Below are 25,256 nucleotides of genomic sequence, written 5' to 3'. Positions count from 1 at the left end.
GGACGGTCACAGGGCCGCCGCGAGGAGCATGTAGCCCATCCCGGCGCCCATCACCACCCGACAGGCCGCGCGCGAGGCGTGCCCGGACACCGACACCACGGGACCGCGCACCATGAGCACGCCCGTGCGCGCCGCGTCGACGACGAAGTAGGCCGCGGCGGCCACCGCGACCAGCGGCACCGCCAGCTGGGCGTCCATTGTGGACATAGTCAGCCACGGCCCGTGCGCCATGCCGTCGTGGGGCATCGCCGTGACCATGTAGAGCATCGCCACCGCGGACAGCGCGTGGTGCGCGCAGCCGGACCGGCGGCCGCGCCACCAGCTGACGGCGAACCAGCCCGCCGTCAGCACCAGGACCGCCTGCCAGCCGGCCGCCGGGATCGGGCCGCCGACCGGCGAGAGCATCGCCACCATCGCCACGACCAGCAGCAGCTCGGCCAGGTCGCCGTTGCGGACGCCGTGACCGAGGCGGACGTAGTCGAGCCGGACGAGCCGCAGCACGCAGGGCAGCACCATCGCGGCGAAGACCGCGGTGAGCGCCCAGTCCACGCCGGCCACTACGGGACGGCCGGCGGCTCGGCGGGTTCGCGCATGACGGCCTCACTCTGCGTCGCGGACAGTCCCTCCACCGTGACATCCGGAGCGAACCGGCACCAGCCGTCAAAGAGGTGACACCCGTTGACCCACCAGGGGGACCGTCAGTCACTCGTGAGGACGAGCCCGCTCGTCGGCACGCCGGTGCCCGCCGTGACCAGCACCCGGGACGCGCCCGGCACCTGGTTGACGGCGTCCCCGCGGATCTGCCGGACGCCCTCCGCGATGCCGTTCATGCCGTGGATGTAGGCCTCGCCGAGCTGGCCGCCGTGCGGGTTCAGCGGCAGCGCGCCGTCGAGCTCCAGCGCGCCGTCGGCGATGAAGTCCTTCGCCTCGCCGCGGCCGCAGAACCCCAGCTCCTCCAGCTGCATCAGGACGTACGGCGTGAAGTGGTCGTACAGCACGGCGACGTCCACATCGGACGGTGCCAATCCGGACTGGGCCCACAGCTGCCGGCCCACGACGCCCATCTCCGGCAGCGCGGCCAGGTCGTCGCGGTAGTAGCTGGTCATCACGTACTGGTCCGGCCCGCTCCCCTGCGCGGCCGCGGCGACGACCGCCGGCGGCCGGGCCAGGTCGCGAGCGCGTTCGACGCTGGTGACGACCAGCGCGACCCCGCCGTCGCTCTCCTGGCAGCAGTCGAGCAGGTGCAGCGGCTCGGCCACCCAGCGCGACCCCTGGTGCTCGGCCAGGGTGATCGGCCGGCCGTGGAACCAGGCGTTCGGGTTGGTCGCCGCGTGCTTGCGGTCGAGCACCGCGATCCGGCCGAAGTCCTCGCTCGTCGCGCCGTAGTCGTGCAGGTACCGCTGGGCGACCATGGCGACCGTGGCCGCCGGGGTCGCGATGCCCATCGGGTAGTGGAAGGCGTTGTCCACACCGGACGAGTTGACCTGGCCGGCCGCGGCCGAGGACACCTGGCCGAAGCGCATGCCCGAGCGTTCGTTGAACGCGCGGTAGGCGACCACGACCTCGGCGACGCCGGTCGCCACCGCCATCGCGGCCTGCTGCACGGTCGCCGCCGCCGCGCCGCCGCCGTAGTGGATGCGGCTGAAGAACTTCAGTTCGGGGATGCCCAGCTCGCGGGCCAGCGCGATCTCCGCGTTGCCGTCCATGGTGAAGGACACGAGCCCGTCCACTTCGGACGGTGCGATCCCGGCGTCGGCCAGTGCCTGCGACACGCATTCCGCGGCCAGCCGCAGCTCGGTGCGTCCGGAGTCCTTCGAGAACTCCGTCGCGCCGATGCCGGCGATGGCCGCCTTGCCCGAGAGCGTCACGGCAGCGTCACCTCCACGGTCCCGGCGACGTGCTCGCCGAGACTGTCCACACCGGACACCACGACCACGGCGTCCCGGCCTTCGCACGAGACCACGCGGCCGGTGAACGTCAGCGTTTCGTAGGCGTAACACGGCACGCCGAGCCGGATCTTGATCGACCGGATCAGCGCTTCCGGCCCGGCCCACGCCGAGACGAACCGCTGCACCAGGCCGGTGTCGGTGAGGATGTTGAGGAAGATGTCCTTCGAGCCGCGCCGCACCGCGGCGTCGCGGTCGTGGTGGACGTCCTGGAAGTCGCGGGTGGCGAGCGCCGTGCTGACCACGAACGTCGGGGTCGCCTCGATCGTCAGCGGCGGCAGTTCGGTTCCTTCGGTGACGGTCATCGGGCCACCTTCCAGGCGGGCAGGGTCAGGTCGTCGTCCACGGTGACAAAAGCGGCTTCCACGGGGAGTCCGATGTGGACGTCGTCCGGAGCCGCGTCCAGCAGTTCGGCCATTACGCGCACGCCCTCCTCCAGTTCCACGAGGGCCACGACGAACGGGAGGTCCTTGCCCGGCACCGGCGGGTGGTGGTGCACCACATAGCTGAACACCGTGCCGCGGCCACTGGCCACGACGTAGTCCGGCTTGGCGTCGAGGTCACCGTCCGGCGGCATCGGGCCGGGCGGGTGGCGGAGCGTCTCGCCCCAGCGCTGGATCCGCAGCTCCCCCGCCTTGAGACCGTCCCAGAAGAACTCGGTGTCCTTGCTGATCACCGGCCGCAGCACCGGCGCCGGCGGCGGTTTCGGCGCGGGCGGGCGGAACTTGAGCACCCGGAACATCATCTCCGCCACGGCTTCGCCCTCGACGTACCAGGTCACGCGCGTGGTGACGAACCAGCCTTCGCCCAGCGCGGTCTTCTTCGGCCCGACCACGCTTTCCAGCGCCGTCCGCGCTTCGACCTGCTCACCGTGGCGCAGGTAGCGGTGGTAGGTCTGCTCGGAGTTGGTCGCGACGACGGAGGTGAACCCGGCCTCGTCGAGCAGCTCCATCATCAGGCCGAGCGGGTCGTCGCTGCCGCGCAGCGAGTTCAGGCGGCCCATCGTCCACACCTGGGCCATCGCCGGCGGGGCCACGAGTCCCTTGTGGACACTCTTCGCGGCGAACTCCGCATCGACGTACACCGGGTTGTCGTCGCCGATGGCCTCGGTCCAGTTGTTGACCATCGCCTGGTTGACGGGGTCGCGCGCCAGCCTCGGCGCGCACTCGCCGCGAGCGGCGATCCGGCCCGCGGTATCGATGATGTCCTGGTCGTTCATCGTCGCACCCTCGGCAGTCCCAGGCCGATCGAGGAGATCAGCTCCCGTTGGATCTCGCTCACCCCACCGCCGAACGTCAGCACGATGTTGCGTTTCGCCTGCAGGTCCAGCCATTCCGCCAGCTCCGCGGTGTCCGGGTCGGCCAGGTCGCCGTGCCGCCCGATCAGCTCCTCCATCGACCGGCCGATGCGCTGGATGACCTCGGAGCTGAACACCTTGGTCGCGGACGCGTCGGCGACGACGACCGGCGCGCTCGCGGCGGACGCGGCGACCTGCCAGTTCAGCAGCTCGTTGACCCGCGTCACGGCGAAGGCGTCGGCCAGCACGGCCCGGACGTCCGGCAGGTCCAGCAGCGCGTGCGCGGCGGCCCAGGTCCGCACCCGGTCGTACAGGCCGCCGATCCGGCCGGCCGGGCCGAGCATGACCCGCTCGTGGTTGAGCTGCGTCGTGATCAGCCGCCAGCCCTCGTTCTCCTTGCCCACCAGGCGGTTCACCGGCACGCGGACGTCCGAGTAGTACGTCGCGTTGACGTGGTGGGCGCCGTCGCAGGTGATGATCGGCGTCCACGAGTAGCCGGGGTCGCTCGTGTCCATGATGAGGATCGAGATGCCCTTGTGCCGCGGCGCGTCCGGCGCGGTCCGCACGGCGAGCCAGAGGTAGTCGGCGTCGTGGCCGCCGGTGGTGAAGATCTTCTGGCCGTTGACGACGTACTCGTCGCCGTCGCGCACCGCCGTCGTCCGCAGCGCGGCGAGGTCGGTGCCGGCCTCGGGTTCGGTGTAGCCGATGGCGAAGTGGATCTCCCCGGCCAGGATCTTGGGCAGGAAGAAGGACTTCTGCTCGTCGGTGCCGTACTGCTGCAGGGTCGGCCCGACCGTCTGCAGCGTCACCGACGGCAGCTGGACGTCGGCGCGCGAGGCCTCGTCGACGAACAGGTGCTGCTCGATCCCGCCGAAACCCTGCCCGCCGTACTCCACCGGCCAGCCGACGCCGAGCCGGCCGTCGCGGCCCATCCGCCGGACGATCTCGCGGAACACCGGCCCGTGCCGTTCGCGGCGCATCGCCTGGCGTTCCGCCGGGCTGATCAGCCCGGCGAAGTACTCGCGCAGCTCGGTGCGCAGCTCCCGTTGCGCCGCGGTCAGTTCGACGTGCATCCCGCTCACCCCGCCACTCGTTCGCTGAGCCTGCCGAGCCGGTGCGCGGTGCCGCCGAGCGCCCGGCCGAGGTCCTTCACCTGCGACGAATACCGGTGCAGCGGATAGGTTTCGTCGACGCCGACGCCGCCGTGCAGGTGGTGGCAGGTCGCGAGCGCGACCGGGGCCTGCTCGGCGAGCCAGTAGGCGGCGACGTCCAGCTCGGCATCCGCGTCGAGGCCCGAAGCCAGCCGCCACACCGCCGACGTCACGGCCAGGTGCACGGTCCGCGCGGCGACGTAGACGTCCGCGATCTGGCCGGCCACCGCCTGGAACGTCGCGAGTGGACGGCCGAACTGGACCCGCTCGCCGACGTGCTTCACGGTCAGCGCGAGCGCCCCGGCCAGCAGGCCGTCACCCAGGGACAGCGCGCCGGCCAGCGCGAACCGGTGCAGGGTCGCGATCGCGCCCCGGTCGGCGAGCAGATCGGACTCCTCGACGACGACGTCGTCCAGCCGCACGGTGTATTCCGGCGGCCCGGCGGAGGTGCGCGTCGGGACCAGCGTGACGCCGTCGGCGCGCGGGTCGACCAGGAAGACGGCGGTGCCGCTGGGGGTCGTCACGGGCGTCAGGATCCGGACGGCCTCGCCGGCGTACGGGACGGCGGTCTTCAGGCCGCTGAGCAGCCAGTGGCCGTCACCCGCCCGGGTGGTCGTCGCCGGCTGCCTCACGAGCGGCGCGGACGGCTCGTGCAGCGCCGCGGTGAGCAGCGTCTCCCCCGTCGCGACCTGGGGCAACAGCTCCGCGCGCTGCCCGGGCGTGCCGAGCGCCGCCACCGGCAGCACCCCCAGGGCTAGCGCGGCGCAAGCGGGCACGGGCGTGGCGGCGCGACCGACCTCGGTGAGCACCTGCGCGACTTCGGCCACGCCCAAGCCGTCACCCTCCAGGTCGGGGGGCAACGCCAGGGCGAGCAGGCCCGCGTCGGCGAGTGAGCGCCACGGGTCGTCGGCGCTCAGCACCTTCGCGGCGAGTGCGCCGATCTCCGTCTGCGTATCGTCAAGAGTGAAGTCCACGCCTGTCCTCCGGATCGGCGCAATACTGAAACCTGTTCTAGTCTTAGCCGTAAACGTCCTGGACGGCAACCCCTTGGAGGAGCGGAATGCCGGTGATCGAACCGGGCGGCGCGGGCTGGCGCGCGACCCGGCGGCTGGTCACCGTGCCGCCGACCGCCGGGGTGCCCGACCCCGTCCCCCTCGACCTGCCCGGCCGCGGCAGGACGGTCGTCACCGACGTCGGCCCGCGGCACGCGCCCGCGCTCCTGCTGCTGCACTCGGTCGCCTGCACCGGCTTGCTCACCTGGTACCCGGCCCTCGACCGGCTGGCGCGGCACTACCGCGTCGTCGTGTTCGACCAGCGGTGGCACGGCCGGGGCAGCCGTTCGCCGGAGTTCCGGCTCGCCGACTGCGCCGCCGACGTCACCGCCGTCGCCGACGCGCTGGGCATCGGGGAGTTCGCCGTCGGCGGCTACTCGATGGGCGGGATGGTCGGGCAGCTCGTGGCCCACGCGGAACCAGAACGTGTTACCGGATTGGTGCTGTGCTCGACGGCGGGCAACTTCCGCCGCGGCCTGCGCCAGCGCGTCGCCCTCGACGTCTTCGGCCGGACGTTGACGCGGCTGCGCGAACGCATCCGGCTCGGCACGATCCCCGGCGAGCCGCGGCGCGAGCAGCTGGCCCGGCTCGAAGACCACCGGTGGGCGCTGCGCGAGTTCCGCTCGACCACGCCGTGGGAGATCGCCGTCGCCCTCGACGAGATCGGCCGGTTCGACTCGACGCCGTGGCTGCACACCCTGCGGTTGCCGACCGCGGTCGTCGTGACCACCCGGGACCGGTTCATCGCCCCGGACCACCAGCGCTCGCTCGCGCGCCGGATCCCGGACGCGGCGACCTACGAAGTCCCGGCGGGGCACGCGGCCTGCGTGCTGGCCGCCGCCAAGTTCGTGCCCGCGCTGCTCGCGGCGGTCACGTCCGTGCACGCTCGCTAAGGAGTTCACATGGGACGCTTCAGCCTGCCCGACGAGGCCCCCGGCGGCCTGGACTCGCCGGTGACGGCCAAGGTCATGAAGTACGGGGCGAGGGCCCAGGTGGCCGTCTTCCGGCTGACCGGCGGGCGCGTCGGCAGCACCTGGCGGATCGGCGCCGGCTTCCGCAAACCGGTGCCGACGCTGCTGCTGGAGCACCGCGGGCGCAAGTCCGGCCGGCTGTTCACCACCCCGCTGCTGTACCTGCGTTCCGGCGACGACGTCGTCCTCGTCGGCTCCCAGGGCGGGCTGCCCCGGCACCCGCAGTGGTACTTCAACCTGATCGCGCACCCCGAAACCCGCATCCACCTCAAGGGCCGTCGCGACGTCGCCGTCACGGCGCGGGTCGCCGGGCCGGCGGAGCGCGCCGACCTCTGGCCGCGGCTGGTCGAGCTGTACGCCGACTTCGCGAAGTACCAGGCGTGGACCGAGCGGGAGATCCCGGTGGTGGTGCTCAGCCCGGCGCGGCCTTGAGCAGCTGCGCGAGGGCCTCCGGGAGCGCGTCGGCCAGCGGCCACAGGTCCTTGACCAGCTCGCGCGCGCCGATCAGGCCGACGTGCACCTTGCCCGCGTTGGACAGCACGGTGACGTTCAGCCCGGCGCCGTGGAAGACCGGCCCGAGCGGGTAGAGCCCGGTGATCCGCGCGCCGAGCAGGTACAGCGGCATCGGCGGGCCGGGCACGTTCGAGACGACCAGGTTGTGCACCACCGGGTGCTTTTCGGCCAGCCGCAACGCCGAATAGGCGCGCACGGCCATGCCGAACGCCGTCGCCGCGGAGAACTGCGCCCAGTCCTGCAGCATGTCGGCGTCGATGTCGTGGTGGTGATCCTTCGACAGCCGGTTGGCCTCGGCGAGGAAGAACACGCGCGCGGCCGGGTCGGCCAGGTGCGTCGGCAGGGAGGCGAAGAACGCCGAGACCTTGTTGCTGCCGTGGTCGCGTTCGGTCCGGTCGTGCACCGACACCGGGACGGTCGCGACCAGCGGGTCCTCCGGCAGCTCGCCGCGCGCGTCGAGGAACTCCCGCAGCGCCCCGGCGACGAGCGCGAGCACGACGTCGTTGACCGTGACGCCGAAGGCGTTCTTCACCGCCTTGACGTCGTCGAGCTCGAGCTGGGCGAACGCCACGCTGCGGTGGCCGGTGATCGTGCCGTTGAGCGACGTCCTCGGCGCGGTGAACGGGATCGGCATCCCCTTGCCGCGCAACGCTTTCCCGAGCCACCGCGGCACGAGCTCCAGCAGATCCGGCAGCAGCCGGGCGACCTCCAGGGGTCCCTTCACGACGTTGAAGACGCTGGAACGCAGGATGTCGAACGCGGCCGGGACGCCGGAGTTGGCCCGCTCGGTGACCTCGGGCGCCGGCGCGTCGGGTTCGAGGCCGGCGAGGTAGGTGATCAGGCTGGCACCGCTCACGCCGTCGACGCTCGCGTGGTGCATCTTCAGCAGCACGGCGATCTCGCCGTCGGCCAGGCCTTCGATGACGTAGAGCTGCCACAGCGGGTAGGCGCGGTCGAGCTGCTGCCCGGCGATGTGCGCGCAGAGTTCGGCCAGCTCGACGCGGTCGCCGGGAGCGGGCACGCCGATGCGGTGGACGTGGTGATCGAGGTCGAAGTCCTCGTCCTCGACCCACACGGGGTGACTGAGGTTCCAGAGTGGATTGTGCAGTTTGCGACGGAATGCCGGGATCACCCGGACGCGTTCTTCCAGGCGCTGCTTGAGCTTCGCGAAGGTGTAGCCGCCGGGGACGGTCGAGCCGTCGAGGGTGAGCAGCCCGCAGACGTGCAGCACCTGCGACGACGTCTCCAGGTACAGGAAGCTCGCGTCGAGGCCGCTCAGTCTCTGCATGGCGCCAGCCTAAGCCACTTCCCGTGAGCGGCGCGTCACCCTACTCGTCGGTACCATCACTGGGGTGCAGCCGAACTTCCTGATCCGCCGCGCGGTCCAGCTCGGCCTCGCCGCGAACGCGCTCCGCCCGCTGCGAGCGCGTTCGACGTCGATCCCGGCGTTCTTCGCCGGCTGGCTGACGAGCGAGCTGGCGCCCCAGTTCCTGGCGTTGACGGCCGCCGACACGGCGGTCCACCTGGCGCGGCACGGTGCTCGTGACCGGTCCACTCGCGTCGGGCTCGCGCTCGCCGCGGCCACGGCCGTCGGGCTCGGCGCGTCGATCCGCACCGGCCACGGCGCCCGCGACGAGATCGAGCGCGCGCTTCGGGAAGCCCTAGGCGACGACTACGCGGACGAGCTGGGCCGCTCCGACCTGGGCCTGCCGTGGGGCGAGCTGGCGCTGCCGTTCCGGATGGGCGCCCCGGACGTTCGGGTGGATCGCAACATCGCCTACGCCCCGGGCGGTAAGCGGTTCCTGCTCGACGTCTACCGCCCCTTGGAACCGGTGACCGGCGCGCCCGTGCTGCTGCAGGTCCACGGCGGCGCGTGGGTGATCGGCAACAAGGAGGAGCAGGGCCGGCCGCTGATGCGCTACCTGGCGCGCCGCGGCTGGGTGTGCGTCGCGATCAACTACCCGCTCTCCCCCGCGCACCGCTGGCCGGCGCACATCGTCGCGGCGAAGCGGTCGCTGGCGTGGATCCGCTCGGAGATCGCTTCCTACGGCGGCGACCCGGATTTCGTCGCGGTGACCGGCGGTTCGGCGGGCGGGCACCTGTCGTCGCTGCTGGCGTTGACGCAGAACGACGCGGCGTTGCAGCCGGGCTTCGAGGACGTCGACACGAGCGTCCAGGCGTGCGCGCCGCACTACGGCGTCTACGACTTCGCGGCGACGTCCGGCTCCCCCGCGAGCAAGTACCGCTTGGAGGGCCTGCTGGCGCGGCGGGTGTTCGCGGCCGACCGGGACCCGGTGAAGCACCTGGACGACTACATCGCGGCGTCCCCGTTCGACCGGGTTTCCTCGGAGGCACCGCCGTTCTTCGTGATCCACGGCCGCGACGATTCGCTCGTGCCGGTCCGGGAAGCACGCGAGTTCGTCCGGCGGCTGCGGGAGAAGTCGCCGAACCCGGTGGCGTACGCGGAGCTGGCGGGCGCGCAGCACGCGTTCGACGTGTTCACGTCAGTTCGCAGCGCGCACGTGGTCCGCGGGGTCGCCCGGTTCCTGGACCACACGTACCTGCGGTGGAAGGCCGCTCAGTAGCCGCGTCTCCGCTGATCCCGAACGCCCCAATGTGGCGTTGGGTGCGTCCAACGCACCCAATGTGACGTTCGGTGCGCCCAACGCACCCAACGCCACATTGGGGCGCATGAGCCGCCGGCCGTGCGGGTGCCGCTCAGTAGGCCAAGTCCACCGGGCTCGCCGAGGGCGGGCCGTCGAGGCGCCACTCCGCGCCCGACCGCACGAACCGGTACCAGCGGGCGTCACGGCCGTAGCGGAGCTGCCGGTCGCCCTGGGTGAGCCGGTTGCGCCAGATCCGCGGGGTGCCCGGGAAGCCCGCGTCGGCCAGGATCGCCTGGGCTTCGGCGAGCGGGCCGGGGCCGGGCTGCCAGGTCTCGCGCAGCGCGGTCAGGCCGCCGCGGCCGGCTTCGCGCCAGGCCGCCGCCCAGCGGGCCAGGTCGTGTGGCGGGACCTCGGCCGCCTCGGCCAGCGCGGCGACTTCGGGGGCGGACCGGCCGGCCGCGCGGCGGGTGAGGTCCTCTTCGAACGTCAGCTCCGCGGCCGTCGCGCCGCCGATCAGCATGTCCCGCGCCAGGGAGGCCGCGTCCGCGGCCAGCGCGGACAGGGCCGCCGCCGTCCAGCCGGTGCCGGCCGGCGGGTCCAGGTCCAGCACGGCCGGTCGTCCCGCGGTGCGCGGCGGGGGCGGCAGCGCCGGGATCGCGCCCGGCCGCCGGGCGTAGGCGGCCTTCGGCGAGAGCCCGTGGTCCTCGGGCTTGGGCAGCTTGGGCCGTTCGCCGCGCGCCGGCGCCCGGCGGGCCCGCAGCTCGGCCAGGACGTCCGCCCGCGGCCGGCCACGCAGCAGGAACAGCACGAACGGGTCGCGGTCCACCTCGTCGGCGACCAGGTAGTACACCGCGGCGACGTGCTTGCACGGGTTCGCCGAGTCCGGGCACGAGCACCGCGGCCGCAGGTCACCCGGCCCCGGCAGCAGGTCGGCGCCCGCCTCGCGGGCCTGCTCGGCGAGCGCGCCCGGCAGTTCGCCGTCGAGCAGCGCCGCCGCGTGCCCGAGCTGGGTGCCGACCACACCCAGCAGGGTGTCCCACTCGCCGTCGGTGAAGGTGCGCATGGTGATCGTCACCCGGTAGGGCTGCGGCCGGCTGCCGCGCACCCGGGCGCTCACCGCCCCGGCGCCGACGCTCAGCTCGCTGACCGTGTCCTTCCGCGCGTAGGTCCGCCCGCGCGGCAGCCGGTTCGGGTCGAGCTTCGCGCGCTGCTCCAGCGCGTCGACCCAGGCCCGGCCCCACCACGTCGTGCCGAAGTTGCGCCGCGGCGGCATCACCCGCTCCCGAGCCGCACCAGGTCGGCCAGCTCGTCGTCGGACAGTTCGGTGATCCAGTCTTCCCCCGCGCCGACGATCGACTCGGCGAGCCCGCGCTTCTTCTCGAGCACGACGGCGATCCGCTCCTCCAGGGTGCCTTCGGCGATCAGCCGGTGCACCTGCACCGGCCGGTCCTGGCCGATCCGGTACGCGCGGTCGGTGGCCTGGTCCTCGACCGCCGGGTTCCACCAGCGGTCGTAGTGGATCACGTGGGTGGCCTTGGTCAGGTTGAGCCCGACGCCGCCGGCCTTGAGCGAGAGCAGGAACACGGGGATCTCCCCGGCCTGGAACCGGTCGACCATGTCCTGTCGCTGCCCCGGCGAGCTCTCGCCGGAGAGCAGCTCGGTGGGCAGCCCGCGTTCCTCCAGCCGGCGCCGGAGCAGCTTGCACAGCTGGACGTATTGGCTGAACACGAGCACGCTCTCGCCCTCGTCGAGGATGACGTCCAGCAGTTCCTCGAACGCGGCGAGCTTGCCCGAGCGGCCGGTGAGCGCGCCGTGCGGTTCCTTGAGGAACTGCGCCGGGTGGTTGCAGATCTGCTTGAGCTCGGTGAGCAGCTGCAGCACCTGCCCGCGCCGCTGGATGCCCTGCGTCGCCTTGATCTCGGCCAGGTTCTCCCGCACCACGGCCTCGTACAGCGTGGTCTGCTCGGCGGTCAGCGGGACGAACCGGTCGGTCTCGGTCTTGGGCGGCAGCTCCGGGGCGATGTCGGGGTCGCTCTTGCGGCGGCGCAGCAGGAACGGCCGCACGGTCGCGGCGAGCCGCTCGGTCACGGCCTTGTCCCGGTCACGCTCGATCGGCCGCGCCACGGTGCGGCGGAAGCGGTCGAGCGGGCCGAGCAGCCCGGGCGTCGTCCAGTCCACAATGGACCACAGTTCGGTGAGCCGGTTCTCCACCGGGGTGCCGGTGAGCGCCACCCGCGCCCGCGCCGGGACCTTGCGCAGCTCCTTGGCCGTGGCCGACAGCGGGTTCTTCACGTGCTGCGCCTCGTCCGCGGCGACCAGCCCCCAGTCCACTTCGGACAGTGTCGCGCGGTCGCGGCGCAGCACACCGTAGGTGGCGAGGACGACTTCGTCGGGCGCGAGGTCGTCGAGGTGCCGGCTACCACCGTGGAACCGGCGGACGGGGATGTGGGGCGCGAAGCGCGCGAACTCGCGTTCCCAGTTGCCGAGCAGGGAGGTCGGGCAGAGCACGAGGGTCGGCCCGCCGGGCTTCGGCTGGTCGCCCGGCGGGACACCGGCGGCGGTCTCCGGGGAAACGTCGCCAGCGGGCGTCGTCGAGTCTGCGGGCGCCGCCGAGTCAATGAGCGCCGTCGAGTCAGCGGGTGCTGTCGGGTCCGTGGGTGCCATCAAGTCCGTGAGCACCGTCGAGTCAGCGGGTGCCGTCGGGCCAGCGGGCGCCACCGAGTCCGTGAGCGCCGTCGAGTCAGCAGGTGCCGCCGAGCCCGCGGGCGCCGTCGAGTCCGTGAGCGCGCGGCGGTGCAGGTGCAGGGCGATCAGCTGGATCGTCTTGCCCAGGCCCATGTCGTCGGCCAGGCACGCGCCCAGGCCCAGGCCGGTCATCGTCGCCAGCCAGGCCAGCCCCGCCTGCTGGTACGGGCGCAGCGTCGCCTGCAGGCCCGGTGGCGGGGCCGCTAGGTCGCCCGGCCGGTCGCGCAGGCGCTCCACCAAGCCGCCCAGGACGGAAGGGGCCGCGAACTCGACCTGTTCGCCGTCCAGTTCCAGCTCGCCCGTGAGCGCCGCCGCCAGCGCCTCGCCCGCGCCGAGCTTGCGGCTGCGGCCGCGGACCTTGGCCAGCAGCTGCGGGTCGACGCGGACCCACTGGCCCCGCAGCCGGACCAGCGGCCGCTTCGCCTCGGCCAGCGCCGTGACCTCGGCCTCGGTCAGCTGCTCGCCACCCAGGCTGAGCTGCCAGCGGAACTCCAGCATGCTGCGCAGCGCGAAGTCCGGGCCGGTGACGCTCGCCGGCGCCTGCGTCGCGCTCGCCTTCGCCTTGACCTCGCCCGCGAACATGCCCTTCGACCAGAGCACCTCGATCCCGGCGCCGCCCAGGTCACGGCTGCCGTCGGTGAGCAGGTCGACGACCTCGTCGTCCGACAGCGGCAGCTCGGCGGGCGCGGACTCGGCCAGCACCCGGCCCAACGGCGGCCACGCCCGCGCGCCACGCCGCAGGCCGAGCAGCACCTGCGTCTCCACCTGGTCGCCGAGGCGGCTCAGCACCGCCTCCGGCGCGTCCCAGAGCGTCGCCGCCTCCACCACGAGGCTCGCCTCGGCCGTGCTGCGCACCGCGAGCACCCCGGCGAACGTATCTTCGCCGCGCGCCTCGACCCGCAGGATCAGCTGGGCGCCCCGCGGCTCGCGCTCCGCCAGCTCGGCCAGCCAGGCCGCGCCGTCCGGGCCGAGCAGCGCCGGTTCCCGCGCTGCGAACGCCGGGTCGCCCGCCCCGACCGGCGCCGCCGGGCTGCGCACCAGCAGGTCGGCCGTCGCGTCCCACAACGCGCGCACCAGGGAGTCCGGTGAGTGCAGCCGGATGCGTTTCAGCCCGGTCAACGGCAGCGCGTACGCCTCCGGCGGCAACGCCCCGGCGAGCCCGCGCAGCAGCTCCTCGTCCGCGGCGTCCAGCGGCCCGATCCGCCACGAGCCGACCCCGCTCGGCGTGACGGCCGGACGCAGCCGCCCCCGCGCGACGAGGTTCACCCCGGCGTTGACGGCCGCCGACCAGGCCGCCACGGCCGGGCTCGCTTCCTCCCCCACGGTCAGCAGCCGCGGCAGCGCGCGTTCGAGCGGGACGAGCTCGGCGTCCACCTTCGTCCTCGCGAACTTCCCGCCCCGGGGCAGCACGAGCTCGATCGTGGTCCCGCCGGCCACGTCGCCGCCCCACAGCGCCAGCACGCCTTCCCTCGGCGGATCCGAGGGAAGGTAGGTGGCCTGGGTCTGTGCGCTGAACTCCACGCCCGCAACGCTAGATCACCGGTCCGACAGTTTCGGGTCCGGCGGCACGAACGGGCCGTTCGCACCGTCTCGCCATGCAACTCACACGACGACCTGTCGTACCCAGACGGTCGGCCCGCGTACCCGGAGAGTCGGTTCGCGTGATTGGAGGGTCAACTCACGTGATTGGAGGGGCGACTCGCGTGATTGGGGCCGGGTCTCGCGTGATTGGGGACGGGACTCGCGTGATTGGGGACGGGACTCGGCTAGCGGGGTAGGCCCAGCAGGCGTTCTGCGGTCAGGGACCGGAGGACTTGGGTGGTGCCGCCGGCTATCGAGAGGCAGCGGGTCATCAGGAACTCGTGGTGCGCGGCCGCCGCGGGGCCGGTCGCGGCCAGGGCGGCCGTGCCGGCCAGGGTCAGGGCGAACTCCGCGACGTCCTGGCGGTGCTGCACCCCGAGCAGCTTGCGGACGCTCGACTCCGCGCCCGGGTCCTGGCCGCCCAGCCGGCGCAAGGCCGCTCGGAGGTCCAGGACCGAACCCGCGACGCCCTGGGCCACCAGCTCGCCGAGGCGGTCGCGGGCGACGTCGTCCAGCGCCGAGACGTCCACTGTGGACACCAGCTGCTGCACGCTCTCGCCGACCGCCGAGCCGCCGCCGATGGCCACGCGCTCGTTCGCGAGGGTCGTGCGCGCCAGCCGCCAGCCGCCGTTCGGCTCGCCGACGACGTCGGCGTCGGGCACGAAGACGTCGTCGAGGAACACCTCGTTGAACACGGCCTCGCCGGTGATCTCGCGCAGCGGCCGGGTGGTGATGCCTTCGGCGCGCATGTCGACCAGGAAATACGTGATGCCCTTGTGCTTGGGCGCGGCCGGGTCGGTGCGGGCCAGGCAGATCCCCCAGCCGGCTTCCCGGGCCAGCGACGTCCACACCTTCTGCCCGCTCAGCCGCCAGCCGCCGTCGACGCGCCGGGCCGCCGTCCGCAGCGAGGCCAGGTCGGAGCCGGCGCCGGGCTCGCTGAACAGCTGGCACCACGTCAGCTCGCCCCGCAGGGTGGGCCGGGCGAACCGCTCGCGCTGCTCGTCACTGCCGTGCTCGAGGATCGTCGGCACCGCCCACGCGCCGATGACCAGGTCCGGACGGCGAACGCCGGCGGCGGCCAGCGCACCGTCGATCCGCAGCTGGGCAGCGGCATCGGCGCCACGCCCGAACGGCACCGGCCAGTGCGGCGTCAGCAATCCCGCGTCGGCCAGCGCGACCCGCTGCTCGCCTTCGGGCAGCGCGGCGATCCGCGCGACCTCCTCACGCAGCGAAGGATCGTCACCGACGTCGACGCCGAGGGTGCGTTCGGTCCCGGCGAGCGCGAGGGCCGCCGCCCGCCGCCGCCACGGCCCGGAGCCGCCGAGCCACTGCCGCAGCGCGACGGCCCGGCGCAGGTAGAGGTGGGCGTCGTGCTCCCAGGTGAAGCCGATCCCGCCGAGCACCTGGACGCAGTCCTCGGCGTTGGCGACGGCCGCGTCGAGGGCGACGACGGCCGCGCTCGCCACCGAGAGCGGGTGCTGCCCGCCGGCCGCGTCCCAGGCCAGCGCTTCGGCCGCTTCGGCGCGGCAGAGCATCTCGGCGCACAGGTGCTTGATCGCCTGGAATCCCCCGATCGGCTGACCGAACTGCTCGCGGACCTTGGCGTACTCGACGGCGATGGTCAGCGTCCGCCGCGCCACCCCGGCGGCCTCGGCGGCGGCCAGGATTGCGGCCAGCTCGGCCACCGGCGGCAGCGTCAGGACGTCACCGGAGACGTCGGCGACCCGGACGCGCCCCAGCGGCCGCGAGAAGTCGAACGGCGCCACGGGCTCGATCGTGACGCCGGGGGTGCCGGGCGCGAGCAGCACGTGGCCGTCACCGGAGGGCACCAGCAGCCAGGCGTCCGGGTGCGCGCCGGGCACGAGGACGTCGTCAGCGGGCTCGTCCAGCAGCACCGCGATCGTGGCCGTTCCTTCGGCCACCGCCGTCAGCAGCTCCTTGGCCTCGGCCACCGAAGCGAGCAGGAGCCCACCCAGGGCGGTGCTCAGGACGGGTCCCGGCACCAGTTCCTCGGCCGCCGCGGCCAGCCCGGCGGCGAGATCGGCGACGCTGCCGTCGGCCCCGCCCGCGGCGGCCGGCAGCGCGACGCCGAACAGGCCGAGGTCGGCGAACCCGGCGGGAATCCCCGCCGGGGGCCCGGTTTCCGCTGCCCGGACCGCGTCGCGCGGCCGGCAGTCGGCGGACCAGGCGTGGATCGCCGCGGCCAACGCGGCCTGTTCGTCGGTGAGCGCGACCGGCATCGGGTCTCCTCGCGGTTACGGGACACTACTCGCGAGTGTAGAACGTGTTACAGTTTTTCGGCCAGTGGGTCATTGGTTGAACGTTTCGCCAGGACAGGTACTCTACGTCGTGAACTGGAACAAGTTCCGAAGGACGGGGGAAGCCGATGCCCGGCAAAGCCAAGGCACCGACCAAGGCGCGCGGTAACGGGCTGAGCGCGATCGGCGCCGACGAGCTCGGTTCGGCCGCCCAGCGCGACCGCCGTCGCCGGATCATCGACGCGACCCTCGCCCTGGCCTCGAAGGGCGGCTACGACGCCGTCCAGATGCGGGCCGTCGCGGAGAAGGCGGACGTCGCCCTCGGCACGCTCTACCGGTACTTCCCGTCGAAGATCCACCTGCTCGTCTCCGGGCTGGCGCGCGAGTTCGAGCGGGCGCAGGAAAAGCTGGAGCGCCAAGCCATCCCGGGTGAGACGCCGGCCGAGCGGCTGATGTTCGTGCTGGGCCGCAACACGCGGCTGATGCAGCGCGACCCGCACCTCACCGAGGCGATGGTGCGCGCGTTCATGTTCGCCGACACGTCCGCCGCGGCCGAGGTGGAGCAGGTCGGCCTGCTGATGGAGAACATGTTCGCCCAGGCGATGGGCATCACCGACCCGACCGAGGCCGACCGCGACATCTTCCACGTCGTCGCGGACGTCTGGATGGCGAACCTGGTGGCCTGGGTGACCCGCCGCGCGTCGGCCGCCGACGTCGCGAACCGCCTCGAACTGTCGGTCCACCTGCTGCTCGACAAGTGATCCCGACGGCGGGGGTCGCCGACGCGCACCGCCACCTCCTCCGTGCCCTTGGCGGCCTGACCGACGCCGACGTCGGCGCACCCACGGCGTTGCCCGGGTGGACGCGCGGGCACGTCCTGGCCCACGTCACGGACGCCGGGCGCGCGCTGGCGGACCTGGTGGAGCACGCCGTGCGCGGGGTGCTGATCCCGCTGTACGACCCGGCGACGCACGACCGCGACGGCATCATCGAGGCGACCGCGGGCCGGACCGCCGACGGACACCGGAACGCCCTGCGCGAGCACTCCGAACGGCTGGAAGTCGCCTGGAGCCGCGTCGCCGACTGGGACCAGCCGGTGAACTACCGCGACGGCAAGCTGTCCAGCACGGTGTTCGCGCGCTGGCGGGAGGTCTGGATCCACGCCGTCGACGTCGGAGCCGCGACGCCGGCCGACTGGCCGGGCGACTTCTGCGAGCACGCCGTGGACTTTCTCAAGGAGCGCCTGCCGCACGACGCGATCGTCACCGGGCCGCCGCGCGCGCTCGCCGCGTGGCTGTCCGGAAGGGACACCGGCGACGGCCTCACCGGCGACCTGCCGGAGCTGGGCCCGTGGCCGGGCGGGCGCCCCCGGAGCGGGGACGCCCGCTGAGCCGCTAAGCGTTGAGCTTCGGGAGGACTTCCTTGCCGAAGGTGCTCAGGAACTCGTCTTGGTTGCGGCCCACGTTGTGGATGTAGATCCGGTTGAAGCCGGCGTCGACGTACTTCTGCAGCGCCGCGCGGTGCACGTCCGGGTCGCTCGAGACGACCATGCGGCCCTCGAAGTCCTCGCGCCGCACCAGCTTCGCCATCTGCGCGAAGTCGAACGGCGAGCGGACGTCGGCCTTCGGGAACTTCATGCCGCCGTTGGGCCACTGGTCCAGGGCGTTGGCCCAGGCCGTCTCGTCGTCCTCGGCCCACGACAGGTGCACCTGCAGCAGCTTCGGCATCGAGTCCGGGTCCTTGCCGGCCTTCTTCGCGCCCTGGTTGAAGTTGTCCACGATGCCGGCCAGCTTGTCGATGGACGCGCCGGGCGTGATCAGGCCGTCGGCCAGCTCACCGGTCTTGCGGGAGGTGTACGGCCCCGCGGAGGCGATGTAGATGGGCGGCGGCGGGCCGTCGGGCAGCGTCCACAAGCGCGTGTTGTGCAGCTTGAAGAACTCGCCCGAGTGCTTGACGTCCTTGCCGGTGAACAGCTTCCGGATGATCTCGAGGGCCTCGAACATCCGCCGGACCCGCTCCGGGGCCTCCGGCCAGTAGCCGCCGACGATGTGCTCGTTGAGGGCCTCGCCGGACCCGATGCCCAGCCAGGTCCGGCCCGGGTAGGTCGCCTCGAGGGTGGCCGCGGCCTGCGCCACCATCGCCGGGTGCAGCCGGAACGACGGGCACGTCACGCCCGGGCCGAGGTCACCGGTCGTGTTCTCGGCCAGCGACGCCAGCACGCTCCACACGAACGAGGCCTCACCCTGCTGGGGCACCCACGGCTGGAAGTGGTCGGCGGCCATCTGGCCGGAGAACCCCTGCTCCTCGGCCGCCTTCGCCAGCCGGATCGACTCCCGCGGCGAGAACTGCTCCAGCGCCGCGGCGAGACCGATTTGCACTTCACTCACGCGTCCTGCTCCTTCACTTCGAATCCCTCCCGCCATCGAACCACGATCACCGGTGCGCCGCCGCCACCTCGGCGAGCTCGTCGAGCGCCTTGAGCGTCTCGGCCTCCGGCATGGTCTCCAGCATGAACGTGTAGCGCTCGGTGCCCGCGTCGCGGAAGCCGTCGATCACCTTGGCCTTCGGGTCGCCGCCGAAGACAGCGAACTGGACGTCCTCACGGCCTTCGGCGTTCAGCCGCTCGCGCACCTTCTTGGCCTCGTCGAAGTGCAGGTTCCCGCGCAGCAGCCAGCCGTCGCCGTACTTGATCAGCCGCTGGATCGCGGCCTCGCTCTCGCCGCCGATGTAGATCGGCGGGTGCGGCTTGTGCACCGGCTTGGGCCAGGCGAAGATCGGATCGAAGTCGACGTACTTGCCGTGGAACTCGGCCTCGTCCTTCGTCCAGATCTCCTTGAGCGCGGCCAGCTGCTCGTCGATCAGCGCGCCGCGGGTCTTCGGATCGGTGCCGTGGTTGGCCATCTCCTCGCGGTTCCAGCCGACGCCGACGCCGAACAGCACGCGGCCGTCGGAGATCAGGTCGAGGGAGGCGACCTCCTTGGCGGTGTGGATCACGTCACGCTGGATCAGCAGCGCGATGCCGGTGCCGAGCAGCAGCTCGGACGTCGCGGTGGCGGCCGCGGTGAGCGCCACGAACGGGTCGAGCGTGCGCTTGTACTTCTCCGGCAGCCCGCCCGGCGCCGGGTACGGACTTTCCCGGCTCGTGGGGATGTGCGAGTGCTCGGCCAGGAACAGCGAGTCGAAGCCGCGTTCTTCCAGTGCGGCGCCCAGCACGTCCGGCCGGATGCCCTCGTCGGTCACGAACGTCGAGATCCCGAATTTCATACCAACGACTACCCCTCGCTCCGCCGCCGTATTCCCCGGGTTGACAGCCGGCCACCGACCGTCGCACGATGGGGTTATCTCATCATACGTTGAATAAGGGGGCAAGGATGACGAATCCGGGCACGAGCGCCGAAGATCTCGACTTCGAGCAGGCCTACCGCGGCGCCACCCCGATCGGGCGGAAGATGCCGTGGGACCTCGGCGCGCCGCAGCCGCTGGTGGTCGCGCTGGCCGACGCCGGCGGGTTCACCGGCGAGGTGCTCGACATCGGCTGCGGGCTCGGCGACAACTCCGGGTTCCTCGCTTCGCGCGGGCTGAGCGTCACCGGATTGGATGGCGCGCCGTCGGCCGTCGAGCAGGCCCGCACCCGCGCCCCGGGAGTGACCTTCGCCGTGGCCGACGCGACGAAGCTCGAAGGCTACGAAGGCCGCTTCGACACGGTGCTCGACAGCGCGCTCTACCACTGCCTGAACGAGGACGCGCGGCGCGCGTACCTGGCCGCGCTGACCCGCGCGACCCGGCCCGGCGCGCGGCTGCACCTCTTCTGCTTCTCCCAGGAGGTGCCGAACGCGTTCCCGGCGCCGTACCTGATCAGCGAGGCCAACCTGCGCGAGACCGTCGGCAAGGACTGGACGATCGAGCGGCTCGAACCCGCCGTCTACACAACAGCGTTCGACGCGCGGGAGCTGCAGGCCAGCGTCCAGGCGTTCCTCGACCCCTCGGCCGACACGTCCGCACTGGCCACCCTGGACACCGACGCGGACGGGCGGGTACTGGTACCGGTCTGGCAGCTGACGGCGGTGCGCGGCTGACCCCGGGTGCTAGACGTTGCGGCGGTACTGGCCGCCGACCTCGAAGAACGCTTCCGTGATCTGGCCCAGCGAACAGACGCGGGCCGCGTCCATCAGGACGCCGAACAGGTTGCCGCCGCGGGTGGCCGCCTCGCGCAGGGCCTTGAGGGCCTGCTGGGCGTCTTCCTTGTGGCGGTGCTGGAAGTCCGACAGCCGGTCCAGCTGGGACTTCTTCTCGTCCTCGGTCGCGCGGGCCAGCTCGACCTCGATGTCGTCCTCGCCCGCACGCGGGTTGCGGAACGTGTTGACGCCGATGATCGGCAGCGAGCCGTCGTGCTTCTTGCGCTCGTACAGGATCGACTCGTCCTGGATCTTGCCGCGCTGGTAACCGGTCTCCATCGCGCCGAGCACGCCGCCACGCTCGGAGATGCGGTCGAACTCGACCAGCACCGCTTCCTCGACCAGGTCGGTCAGCTCGTCGACGACGAACGAACCCTGCAGCGGGTTCTCGTTCTTCGACAGGCCCCACTCCTTGTTGATGATCATCTGGATGGCCATCGCGCGGCGCACCGACGACTCCGACGGCGTCGTGACCGCCTCGTCGAACGCGTTGGTGTGCAGTGAGTTCGCGTTGTCGTAGAGCGCGCACAGCGCCTGCAGCGTGGTGCGGATGTCGTTGAAGCTCATCTCCTGCGCGTGCAGCGACCGCCCGGACGTCTGCACGTGGTACTTGAGCTTCTGCGACCGCTCGTTCGCGCCGTAGCGCTCCTTCATGGCCACGGCCCAGATCCGCCGCGCCACCCGGCCGAGCACCGTGTACTCGGCGTCCATGCCGTTGGAGAAGAAGAACGACAGGTTCGGTGCGAAGTCGTTGATGTCCATGCCGCGCGCCAGGTACGACTCGACGTAGGTGAAGCCGTTGGACAGCGTGAACGCCAGCTGCGAGATCGGGTTCGCCCCGGCCTCGGCGATGTGGTAGCCGGAGATCGACACCGAGTAGAAGTTGCGGACGCCGTGTCCGATGAACCACTCCTGGATGTCGGCCATCATCCGGAGGCTGAACTCGGTGGAGAAGATGCAGGTGTTCTGGCCCTGGTCCTCCTTGAGGATGTCGGCCTGCACCGTGCCGCGCACGTTCTTCAGCGCCCACTCGCGCAGCTCGGCGGCCTCGTCCTCGGACGGCTCGCGCCCGTGCTCGGCCTTGAACGCCTCGACGCGCTGGTCGATCGCGGTGTTGAGGAAGTAGGCCAGGATCGTCGGCGCCGGGCCGTTGATCGTCATCGACACCGACGTGTTCGGCGCGGTCAGGTCGAAGCCGTCGTAGAGGACCTTCATGTCTTCGAGCGTCGCGATGGACACGCCCGACGTGCCGACCTTGCCGTAGATGTCGGGGCGGGTGTGCGGGTCGTGGCCGTAGAGCGTCACCGAGTCGAACGCGGTCGAGAGGCGCTTGGCCTCGGAGTCGGCCGAGAGCATCTTGAACCGGCGGTTGGTGCGGAACGCGTCACCCTCGCCGGCGAACATCCGCGCCGGGTCCTCACCGTCGCGCTTGAACGGGAAAACTCCGGCGGTGTAAGGGAAGTAGCCGGGCAGGTTCTCCCGGCGCAGGAAGGACAGCAGCTCGCCCGACTCGGCGTACCGCGGCAGGGCGACGCGCGGGACGCGGTTGCCGGACAGCGTGTCGCGCCACAGCTGGGTGCGCAGCTCCTTGTCGCGGATCTTCACGACCAGCTCGTCCTGGCGGTAGTCCTCGGCCAGCGCGCGGAAGCGTTCGAGCAGCTGGGTCGCTTCGCCGTCCACATCGGACTTCGCGGTGGCGAGCAGCCCGTCGAGGGCGTCGGTCGACGCGTCCACCTTGGACAGTTCTTCGCGGGCGGTCGTCAGCGCTTCGTGCTTGCGGATCGCCGCGACCTGCTTCTCCGTCGTCGCGTGGTACCCGCGGACGGTCTCGGCGATGTCGGCCAGGTAGCGAGCCCTGGTGCCCGGGATGACCGTGCTCGCGTCCGTCGACACCTTGCCTTCGACCTGCGGCAACGTCCCGGCCGAGACGGTCAGGCCGCGCTCGGCGAGCAGGCCACGCAGCTGCTGGTACAGCGCGGTGACGCCGTCGTCGTTGAACTTCGCCGCGCTCGTGCCGTACACCGGCATGTCGTCCGGGCCGGACTCGAACGCCTCGCGGTTGCGCACCAGCTGGCGGGCGACGTCACGGCGGGCGTCCTCGGCGCCGCGGCGCTCGAACTTGTTGATCGCGACGACGTCGGCGAAGTCGAGCATGTCGATCTTCTCCAGCTGCGACGCGGCGCCGAACTCCGGCGTCATCACGTACAGCGACTGGTCCACGAAGTCGACGATCCCGGCGTCTCCCTGGCCGATGCCGGGCGTCTCGACGATCACCAGGTCGAACCCGGCGGCCTTGCACGCCAGGATGGACTCGCTCAGGCCGGCCGGGATCTCGCCGGACGTCGTCCGGGTGGCTAGCGAGCGGAAGTACACCGGGGAGCCGTCGAGGCAGTTCATCCGGATGCGGTCGCCGAGCAGCGCGCCGCCGCCCTTGCGCCGCGACGGGTCGACCGCGAGCACCGCGATCCGCAGCTTGTCCTCTTGGTCCAGCCGGAAGCGCCGGATCAGCTCGTCGGTGAGCGACGACTTGCCCGAGCCGCCGGTGCCGGTGATGCCGAGGACTGGCACCTCCCGCTTGGCCGCGGCTTCGGTGATCCCGCTCAGCACGTCGCCGGCCAGGCGCTCGGCCTGCAGCTGCGTGATGACGCGGGAGAGCGCGGCGACGTCGCCGGACAGGACCTTGTCGAGGGCCGGGCCGTCGGCCGCCAGATCGACGTCGCAGGCCTTGATCATCATGTTGATCATGCCCGGCAGGCCCATCTCGTAGCCGTCTTCGGGCGAGAAGATCCGGGCGACGCCGCGCGAGTGGAGCAGGTCGATCTCCTCGCGCACGATCACCCCGCCGCCGCCGCCGAAGACCTTGATGTGGCCGGCGCCGCGCTCGCGCAGCAGCTCGACCAGGTACGAGAAGTACTCGACGTGCCCGCCCTGGTAGGCCGAGATGGCGACACCCTGGACGTCCTCGGCGATGGCGGCGGTGGCCACCTCGTCGACCGACCGGTTGTGGCCGAGGTGCACGACCTCCGCACCCTGCGACTGCAGGATCCGCCGCATGATGTTGATCGACGCGTCGTGGCCGTCGAACAGGCTCGACGCCGTGACGAACCGGACGGGGTGCGCGGGGCGGTACAGCTCACTGCTCATCCTCCCAAAATACTTGGACTTCCTACTATTGGAAACCCGACGACAAGTGACGCAGCTCTCAGCACGTCCGGGAAAACCTTGACAGAGTGCTGCTAGGCGCTATATTTAACCAATCCGTTAATTAACAAGGTGCTGAAATGACGACTGCCACCGATCACCTGAGCCGCACGTTCTCGGCGCTCGCCGACCCGACGCGGCGCGCCATCCTCGCCCGGCTTTCCTCCGGCGAGGCGACGGTCAACGAGCTCGCCGGGCCGCTGCCGATGAGCCTGCCCGCGGTGTCCCGGCACCTGAAGGTGCTGGAGCAAGCCGGGCTGATCACCCGCGGCCGCACCCGCCAGTGGCGGCCCTGCCGGCTGGAGGGGAAACCCCTGGAGGACGTCGCCGACTGGGTGGCCGCCTACCGCCGGTTCTGGGAGGGCGGCTTCGACCGCCTCGACGAGCACCTGCGAGAACTGCAGCGAGGAGCCGGCAGTGCCTGACCCGAGCGGGTGCGCCGTCACCTTCGCTTTCCCCACCCGACGAGAGGAAACCCGATGACCGCGATCGTCTCCCCGCAGGAATGGCAGGCCGCGCGCGACGCGCTCCTGGTCAAGGAGAAGGAGCACATGAAGGCGGCCGACGCCCTCGCCGCCGAACGCCGCCGACTGCCGATGGTCCGCTTCGACGCGACCTACCCCTTCGACGGCGCCGACGGGAAGGTCAGCCTGCTCGACCTCTTCGAGGGCCGCCGCCAGCTGATCGTCTACCACTTCATGCTGCACCCGGGCGACGAAGCGGGCTGCCCGGGCTGCTCGCTGCTGGTCGACAACCTGCCGCACCTGGCGCACCTGCACGCCCGCGACGTCACGTTCAAGGTGGTCGCGCCCGCGACGCTGCCCGAGATCGAGCGGTACCGGACGCGCATGGGCTGGGACGTGCCGTGGGTGTCCGCACACGGCACGAGCTTCACCGAGGACTGCGGGGTCGGCGCGGGCTTCGGCGTCAGCGTCTTCCTGCGCGAGGGCGACGACGTCTTCCGCACGTACTTCACCACCGGCCGCGGCGGCGAGGTGTTCCTGGCGTCGCACAGCTACCTCGACGTCACCCCGCTCGGCCGGCAGGAGGCCTGGGAAGAAGAGAGCCGCGGCGACGACGCGCCCAGCTCCTGGTGGCGCCGCCACGACGAATACTGAGAGTTGCGGGCGCGCTTCAGCGCCACGACGCCGGGCCCGGGGCACTCCCCCGGGCCCTGACGGCGTCAGCGCGCGTTGGCCGCCCGCAGCGCGATCCACTGCCGCATCGCGTACTCGACCAGCGTGATCAACGTCTGCTTCGTCGACTCCCGGTCCCGGGCGTCACAGCGGACGATCGGGATGTTCGGGTCGATCGACAGCGCCTCGCGGACGTCGTTGATGTCGTGCTCCAGTACGCCGTCGAACGTGTTCACGCCGACGATGTAGGGCAGACCGCGGTCCTCGAAGAAGTCGATCGGCGCGAACGAGTCCGCCAGCCTGCGGGTGTCGGCCAGGATCACCGCGCCGATGGCGCCGCGGACCAGGTCGTCCCACATGAACCAGAACCGCTGCTGCCCGGGCGTGCCGAACAGGTAGAGGATCAGGTCCGCGTCCAGCGACACCCGGCCGAAGTCCATCGCGACGGTGGTCGTCGACTTGTTCGGCGTCTGGTCGAGGTTGTCGATGCCGCGGCTCGCGTCGGTCATCATCGCCTCGGTGGTGAGCGGAACGATCTCCGACACCGACCCGACGAACGTCGTCTTCCCCGCGCCGAAGCCGCCCGCCACCACGATCTTGGCGGATGTCATGGTCGGGGGCGCG

The 25,256-nt window shown here is 72.0% G+C and carries 22 protein-coding genes; 8 read left to right on the top strand and 14 right to left on the bottom strand.

Annotated elements, in window-relative coordinates; translation table 11 throughout:
* Nucleotides 1-6: 6 nt before the first annotated feature.
* The 6 genes from MUY22_RS25695 to MUY22_RS25670 form a co-directional block, all read right to left on the bottom strand.
* Nucleotides 7-516, bottom strand: coding sequence for a DUF5134 domain-containing protein (locus MUY22_RS25695; protein ID WP_247064115.1), 510 nt, complete (start codon nucleotides 514-516; stop codon nucleotides 7-9).
* 182 nt (nucleotides 517-698) lie between these two features.
* Complete coding sequence (locus MUY22_RS25690) at nucleotides 699-1,868, bottom strand: lipid-transfer protein (protein ID WP_247063330.1); 1,170 nt, start codon at nucleotides 1,866-1,868, stop codon at nucleotides 699-701.
* The gene (locus MUY22_RS25685) at nucleotides 1,865-2,251 is read right to left on the bottom strand and encodes a MaoC family dehydratase (protein WP_247063328.1); all 387 of its coding nucleotides are present in this window, start codon (nucleotides 2,249-2,251) and stop codon (nucleotides 1,865-1,867) included. Before MUY22_RS25685 ends, MUY22_RS25690 begins: the two co-directional genes overlap by 4 nt.
* A complete protein-coding gene (locus MUY22_RS25680) occupies nucleotides 2,248-3,165 on the bottom strand; it encodes a bifunctional MaoC family dehydratase N-terminal/OB-fold nucleic acid binding domain-containing protein (RefSeq protein WP_247063326.1) in 918 nt (305 codons plus the stop codon). Before MUY22_RS25680 ends, MUY22_RS25685 begins: the two co-directional genes overlap by 4 nt.
* Nucleotides 3,162-4,316 (bottom strand): acyl-CoA dehydrogenase family protein, encoded by a 1,155-nt coding sequence (locus MUY22_RS25675; RefSeq protein ID WP_247063322.1) that lies wholly within the window; start codon nucleotides 4,314-4,316, stop codon nucleotides 3,162-3,164. Before MUY22_RS25675 ends, MUY22_RS25680 begins: the two co-directional genes overlap by 4 nt.
* Before the next feature lie 5 nt (nucleotides 4,317-4,321).
* Nucleotides 4,322-5,368: an acyl-CoA dehydrogenase family protein gene (locus tag MUY22_RS25670; protein ID WP_247063320.1), complete on the bottom strand. Its 1,047-nt coding sequence runs from the start codon at nucleotides 5,366-5,368 to the stop codon at nucleotides 4,322-4,324.
* An 86-nt stretch (nucleotides 5,369-5,454) separates the two neighbouring features.
* On the opposite strand from MUY22_RS25670, the gene MUY22_RS25665 reads away from it, so the two are divergent.
* Nucleotides 5,455-6,339 (top strand): alpha/beta fold hydrolase, encoded by an 885-nt coding sequence (locus MUY22_RS25665; RefSeq protein ID WP_247063318.1) that lies wholly within the window; start codon nucleotides 5,455-5,457, stop codon nucleotides 6,337-6,339.
* Between the two features lie 9 nt (nucleotides 6,340-6,348).
* Entirely contained in the window at nucleotides 6,349-6,849 is a 501-nt protein-coding gene (locus MUY22_RS25660) for a nitroreductase family deazaflavin-dependent oxidoreductase (RefSeq protein WP_247063316.1), read from the top strand.
* On the opposite strand, the gene MUY22_RS25655 is transcribed toward MUY22_RS25660, so the two are convergent.
* Nucleotides 6,830-8,218 carry a wax ester/triacylglycerol synthase family O-acyltransferase gene (locus MUY22_RS25655; RefSeq protein WP_247063314.1) on the bottom strand — a complete coding sequence of 463 codons (1,389 nt, stop codon included), beginning with the start codon at nucleotides 8,216-8,218 and terminating at the stop codon, nucleotides 6,830-6,832. The two genes, MUY22_RS25660 and MUY22_RS25655, sit on opposite strands and share 20 nt — an antisense overlap.
* A gap of 64 nt (nucleotides 8,219-8,282) precedes the next feature.
* On the opposite strand from MUY22_RS25655, the gene MUY22_RS25650 reads away from it, so the two are divergent.
* Nucleotides 8,283-9,515: an alpha/beta hydrolase gene (locus MUY22_RS25650; protein WP_247063313.1), complete on the top strand. Its 1,233-nt coding sequence runs from the start codon at nucleotides 8,283-8,285 to the stop codon at nucleotides 9,513-9,515.
* Between the two features lie 133 nt (nucleotides 9,516-9,648).
* Here MUY22_RS25650 and MUY22_RS25645 read toward each other — a convergent pair whose 3' ends face one another.
* The 3 genes from MUY22_RS25645 to MUY22_RS25635 form a co-directional block, all read right to left on the bottom strand.
* Complete coding sequence (locus MUY22_RS25645) at nucleotides 9,649-10,809, bottom strand: SWIM zinc finger family protein (protein WP_247063311.1); 1,161 nt, start codon at nucleotides 10,807-10,809, stop codon at nucleotides 9,649-9,651.
* Nucleotides 10,809-13,802, bottom strand: coding sequence for an SNF2-related protein (locus MUY22_RS25640; RefSeq protein WP_247063310.1), 2,994 nt, complete (start codon nucleotides 13,800-13,802; stop codon nucleotides 10,809-10,811). Before MUY22_RS25640 ends, MUY22_RS25645 begins: the two co-directional genes overlap by 1 nt.
* A gap of 245 nt (nucleotides 13,803-14,047) precedes the next feature.
* On the bottom strand, nucleotides 14,048-16,102 hold the full coding sequence (locus MUY22_RS25635; protein WP_247063309.1) for an acyl-CoA dehydrogenase: 2,055 nt from the start codon (nucleotides 16,100-16,102) through the stop codon (nucleotides 14,048-14,050).
* Nucleotides 16,103-16,248: 146 nt separating this feature from the next.
* Between MUY22_RS25635 and kstR the strand changes: the two genes are divergently transcribed.
* Together kstR and MUY22_RS25625 are read left to right on the top strand one after the other, a co-directional pair.
* Nucleotides 16,249-16,881, top strand: a complete 633-nt coding sequence (gene kstR / locus MUY22_RS25630; RefSeq protein WP_247063307.1) for a cholesterol catabolism transcriptional regulator KstR — start codon at nucleotides 16,249-16,251, stop codon at nucleotides 16,879-16,881.
* The gene (locus tag MUY22_RS25625) at nucleotides 16,878-17,510 is read left to right on the top strand and encodes a maleylpyruvate isomerase family mycothiol-dependent enzyme (RefSeq protein WP_247063305.1); all 633 of its coding nucleotides are present in this window, start codon (nucleotides 16,878-16,880) and stop codon (nucleotides 17,508-17,510) included. Before kstR ends, MUY22_RS25625 begins: the two co-directional genes overlap by 4 nt.
* Before the next feature lie 4 nt (nucleotides 17,511-17,514).
* On the opposite strand, the gene MUY22_RS25620 is transcribed toward MUY22_RS25625, so the two are convergent.
* Nucleotides 17,515-18,507 carry a TIGR03557 family F420-dependent LLM class oxidoreductase gene (locus tag MUY22_RS25620; protein WP_247063301.1) on the bottom strand — a complete coding sequence of 331 codons (993 nt, stop codon included), beginning with the start codon at nucleotides 18,505-18,507 and terminating at the stop codon, nucleotides 17,515-17,517.
* A 46-nt stretch (nucleotides 18,508-18,553) separates the two neighbouring features.
* On the bottom strand, nucleotides 18,554-19,384 hold the full coding sequence (locus MUY22_RS25615; protein WP_247063299.1) for an LLM class F420-dependent oxidoreductase: 831 nt from the start codon (nucleotides 19,382-19,384) through the stop codon (nucleotides 18,554-18,556).
* Between the two features lie 107 nt (nucleotides 19,385-19,491).
* On the opposite strand from MUY22_RS25615, the gene MUY22_RS25610 reads away from it, so the two are divergent.
* On the top strand, nucleotides 19,492-20,196 hold the full coding sequence (locus MUY22_RS25610; RefSeq protein ID WP_247063298.1) for a class I SAM-dependent methyltransferase: 705 nt from the start codon (nucleotides 19,492-19,494) through the stop codon (nucleotides 20,194-20,196).
* A gap of 9 nt (nucleotides 20,197-20,205) precedes the next feature.
* Here MUY22_RS25610 and icmF read toward each other — a convergent pair whose 3' ends face one another.
* A complete protein-coding gene (gene icmF, locus MUY22_RS25605) occupies nucleotides 20,206-23,439 on the bottom strand; it encodes a fused isobutyryl-CoA mutase/GTPase IcmF (RefSeq protein ID WP_247063297.1) in 3,234 nt (1,077 codons plus the stop codon).
* Nucleotides 23,440-23,576: 137 nt separating this feature from the next.
* Here icmF and MUY22_RS25600 point away from each other — a divergent pair, with 137 nt between their 5' ends.
* Together MUY22_RS25600 and MUY22_RS25595 are read left to right on the top strand one after the other, a co-directional pair.
* Complete coding sequence (locus MUY22_RS25600) at nucleotides 23,577-23,921, top strand: helix-turn-helix transcriptional regulator (RefSeq protein WP_247063296.1); 345 nt, start codon at nucleotides 23,577-23,579, stop codon at nucleotides 23,919-23,921.
* Between the two features lie 54 nt (nucleotides 23,922-23,975).
* Nucleotides 23,976-24,614: a DUF899 domain-containing protein gene (locus tag MUY22_RS25595; protein ID WP_247063295.1), complete on the top strand. Its 639-nt coding sequence runs from the start codon at nucleotides 23,976-23,978 to the stop codon at nucleotides 24,612-24,614.
* Nucleotides 24,615-24,679: 65 nt separating this feature from the next.
* On the opposite strand, the gene MUY22_RS25590 is transcribed toward MUY22_RS25595, so the two are convergent.
* Nucleotides 24,680-25,243, bottom strand: coding sequence for an ATP/GTP-binding protein (locus MUY22_RS25590; protein ID WP_247063294.1), 564 nt, complete (start codon nucleotides 25,241-25,243; stop codon nucleotides 24,680-24,682).
* Nucleotides 25,244-25,256: the final 13 nt, after the last annotated feature.

This window comes from Amycolatopsis sp. WQ 127309 (genome assembly GCF_023023025.1).
Classification (GTDB): Bacteria; Actinomycetota; Actinomycetes; order Mycobacteriales; family Pseudonocardiaceae; genus Amycolatopsis.
This window is presented reverse-complemented; position numbering and strand designations above follow the sequence as displayed.

Coding starts and splice junctions, on each gene's coding strand:
- MUY22_RS25695 (WP_247064115.1), bottom strand. CDS start 516: ATGGTGCTGCCCTGCGTGCTGCGGCTCGTCCGGCTCGACTACGTCCGC.
- MUY22_RS25685 (WP_247063328.1), bottom strand. CDS start 2,251: ATGACCGTCACCGAAGGAACCGAACTGCCGCCGCTGACGATCGAGGCG.
- MUY22_RS25680 (WP_247063326.1), bottom strand. CDS start 3,165: ATGAACGACCAGGACATCATCGATACCGCGGGCCGGATCGCCGCTCGC.
- MUY22_RS25675 (WP_247063322.1), bottom strand. CDS start 4,316: ATGCACGTCGAACTGACCGCGGCGCAACGGGAGCTGCGCACCGAGCTG.
- MUY22_RS25665 (WP_247063318.1), top strand. CDS start 5,455: ATGCCGGTGATCGAACCGGGCGGCGCGGGCTGGCGCGCGACCCGGCGG.
- MUY22_RS25660 (WP_247063316.1), top strand. CDS start 6,349: ATGGGACGCTTCAGCCTGCCCGACGAGGCCCCCGGCGGCCTGGACTCG.
- MUY22_RS25655 (WP_247063314.1), bottom strand. CDS start 8,218: ATGCAGAGACTGAGCGGCCTCGACGCGAGCTTCCTGTACCTGGAGACG.
- MUY22_RS25645 (WP_247063311.1), bottom strand. CDS start 10,809: ATGCCGCCGCGGCGCAACTTCGGCACGACGTGGTGGGGCCGGGCCTGG.
- MUY22_RS25635 (WP_247063309.1), bottom strand. CDS start 16,102: ATGCCGGTCGCGCTCACCGACGAACAGGCCGCGTTGGCCGCGGCGATC.
- kstR (WP_247063307.1), top strand. CDS start 16,249: ATGCCCGGCAAAGCCAAGGCACCGACCAAGGCGCGCGGTAACGGGCTG.
- MUY22_RS25615 (WP_247063299.1), bottom strand. CDS start 19,384: ATGAAATTCGGGATCTCGACGTTCGTGACCGACGAGGGCATCCGGCCG.
- MUY22_RS25610 (WP_247063298.1), top strand. CDS start 19,492: ATGACGAATCCGGGCACGAGCGCCGAAGATCTCGACTTCGAGCAGGCC.
- icmF (WP_247063297.1), bottom strand. CDS start 23,439: ATGAGCAGTGAGCTGTACCGCCCCGCGCACCCCGTCCGGTTCGTCACG.
- MUY22_RS25600 (WP_247063296.1), top strand. CDS start 23,577: ATGACGACTGCCACCGATCACCTGAGCCGCACGTTCTCGGCGCTCGCC.
- MUY22_RS25595 (WP_247063295.1), top strand. CDS start 23,976: ATGACCGCGATCGTCTCCCCGCAGGAATGGCAGGCCGCGCGCGACGCG.
- MUY22_RS25590 (WP_247063294.1), bottom strand. CDS start 25,243: ATGACATCCGCCAAGATCGTGGTGGCGGGCGGCTTCGGCGCGGGGAAG.